The 1,901-nt window shown below is 75.7% G+C and carries 2 protein-coding genes; one reads left to right on the top strand and one right to left on the bottom strand.

The window, feature by feature from the left end; genetic code table 11:
* On the top strand, positions 1–686 hold a 686-nt coding region (locus ACJA3G_RS36050; RefSeq protein WP_406557246.1), incomplete at its 5' end, for an amidohydrolase family protein.
* Between the two features lie 62 nt (positions 687–748).
* Here the strand turns inward: ACJA3G_RS36050 and ACJA3G_RS36045 are convergent.
* Positions 749–1,901 (bottom strand): alkyl sulfatase dimerization domain-containing protein (locus ACJA3G_RS36045; protein WP_406557245.1); only part of this gene is annotated, 1,153 nt, incomplete at its 5' end.

The following is a 1,901-nucleotide window of genomic DNA, read 5'->3' as shown; positions in this document are numbered from 1 at the left end:
GGCCCGAGGCGGTGCTCGCGCGGCTGCGGGACGGGGCGACGGCCGAGCGGATCCGCCACGACCTGGAGGTGGTGGGGGCGGACGGCTGCCACGGCGTGCCCATCGACTGGGAGACGATCGAGATCTCGGGCGTGGGCGACCCGGCCCTCGCGCCGTTCGTGGGCCGGACGGTCGCCCGGTCCGCGCGCGAGCGCGGCGAGACGCCGTGGACGACGGCCCGCCGGCTGCTGATCGACGACCGTCTCGGCCCGACGATCCTCCAGCACGTGGGCCACGAGGAGAACGTCCGGGCGATCATGCGTCACCGCGTCCACACCGGTGGCAGCGACGGCATCCTCCAGGGCGCCAAGCCCCACCCGCGCGCCTACGGCACCTTCCCGCACTACCTGGGCCACTACGCCCGTGACCTGGGCATCCTTCCCCTGGAGGAGATGGTCGCGCATCTGACCTCGCGCCCGGCGGCCCGGCTGCGGCTCACCGACCGGGGCCTGGTCCGGGAGGGCTACCGCGCGGACCTCGTCCTGTTCGACCCGGAGACGGTCGCGGCGGGCGCCACCTTCGAGCGGCCCCGGACCCTGCCCACGGGTATCCCGTACGTCCTGATCGACGGGAGGTTCGTCATCGAGGACGGGCGGCGCACGGACGTCCTGGCCGGCCGGGCCGTCCGCAGGACGCGGCACCCGTAGGCCGGGACGGACCGGCGGGGACGGACCGGCGTCCGCCGTCCCCGCCGGTGTCCGGGCTCAGTTCACGGCCGGGGCGGCCGGGTGCAGACAGCCGAACACCGTGTCCGCCGGGCCCGGTCGTCGATCTGGACGCGGCCCGCGCGGACGGCCTCGTCGAAACCGGCGGCGAAGTCCGTGCCCGGGGCGAGGAGCCGGTCCAGGGTGTCGCGGGTCAGCACGATCGTGGCGTGCGGTTTGTCCACGCCGGGCGGCATGGTGTCGCCGCGGGTGTCGGTGTAGACGAGGACGCCGTCGCGCAGCACCGTGACGCCCGACTGGCCCGTGTTGGTGAAGTTCCACAGCAGGACGACCGGATCACGCAGCTCGGCCGCGCTGGGACCGTCCAGCCGGGCGGCCAGGGCGGCGAAGTACTGGGCCGGGTTGGCGTAGTGCACCAGGTCGCCGACGACGGGGCGGGCGCCGGGCCGGCGCGGGCCGGGGCGCAGGTCGAGGGCGGCCGTGAGATAGGCGTTGCGCAGCGGGCCGTACTCGGCGAGGTAACCCAGTTGGGTCAGCGCCAGCGCCTGGAGCGAGGTGGCGGCGTCCAGGACGGCGGGTGAGACCGTCGTGGGGTCGCAGGCGGCGGCCACCACGTGGTCGAGGAGCTCGACGACCCGTTCGTAGCGGGGCGTCGCCGCGTCGTACTCCTCGCGCGCGGTGGCCAGCACCGCCTCGGCGCCGCCCAGGGCCACCACGTACCGCTTGGCGGTCGCGGCGGAGGCGGGGGTCGCGGCGACCGCGTCGGTGGCGGCGACGAACTCGTGGCCGAGCAGGCGCAGCCAGGTCTGGCGGGCGGCCTGGGTGGCGGTGCCGACGTAGCCGGGCGCGTAGAACGGCTGGTTCGAGGGCTGGGTCTGGCGCCTGACCCAGGCGTCCCGGCGGGCGGCGAGCCGGGCGGTGACGGCCTTCCCGCCCCAGCCGGGCCACTCGTACGCCCCGGCCACGACCTCCGCGGCGCCGCTGAAGGCCTTCAGGGTCTCGTCGAGGTGGCGGGCGCGTACGTCCCCGAGGCCGCCGAGGAGGCCGGGGGCGGTGAGATAGAGGACCTTGTGGTCGGGCAGGTAGACGTTCATCTCGGCCGGGGACTGCAGGCCGGCGGCGGGCTGGAGGACCATCCGTACGCCGTCGGCCTCGACCTCGCCGGGGAGCTGGTGGGTGGGTGGTACGAGGGTGGGC

It is taken from the genome of Streptomyces sp. YS-3 (genome assembly GCF_045257485.1).
Taxonomy (GTDB): Bacteria; Actinomycetota; Actinomycetes; order Streptomycetales; family Streptomycetaceae; genus Streptomyces.
The sequence above is the reverse complement of the archived record's forward strand: the minus strand, read 5'-3'. Positions and strand labels throughout refer to the sequence as shown.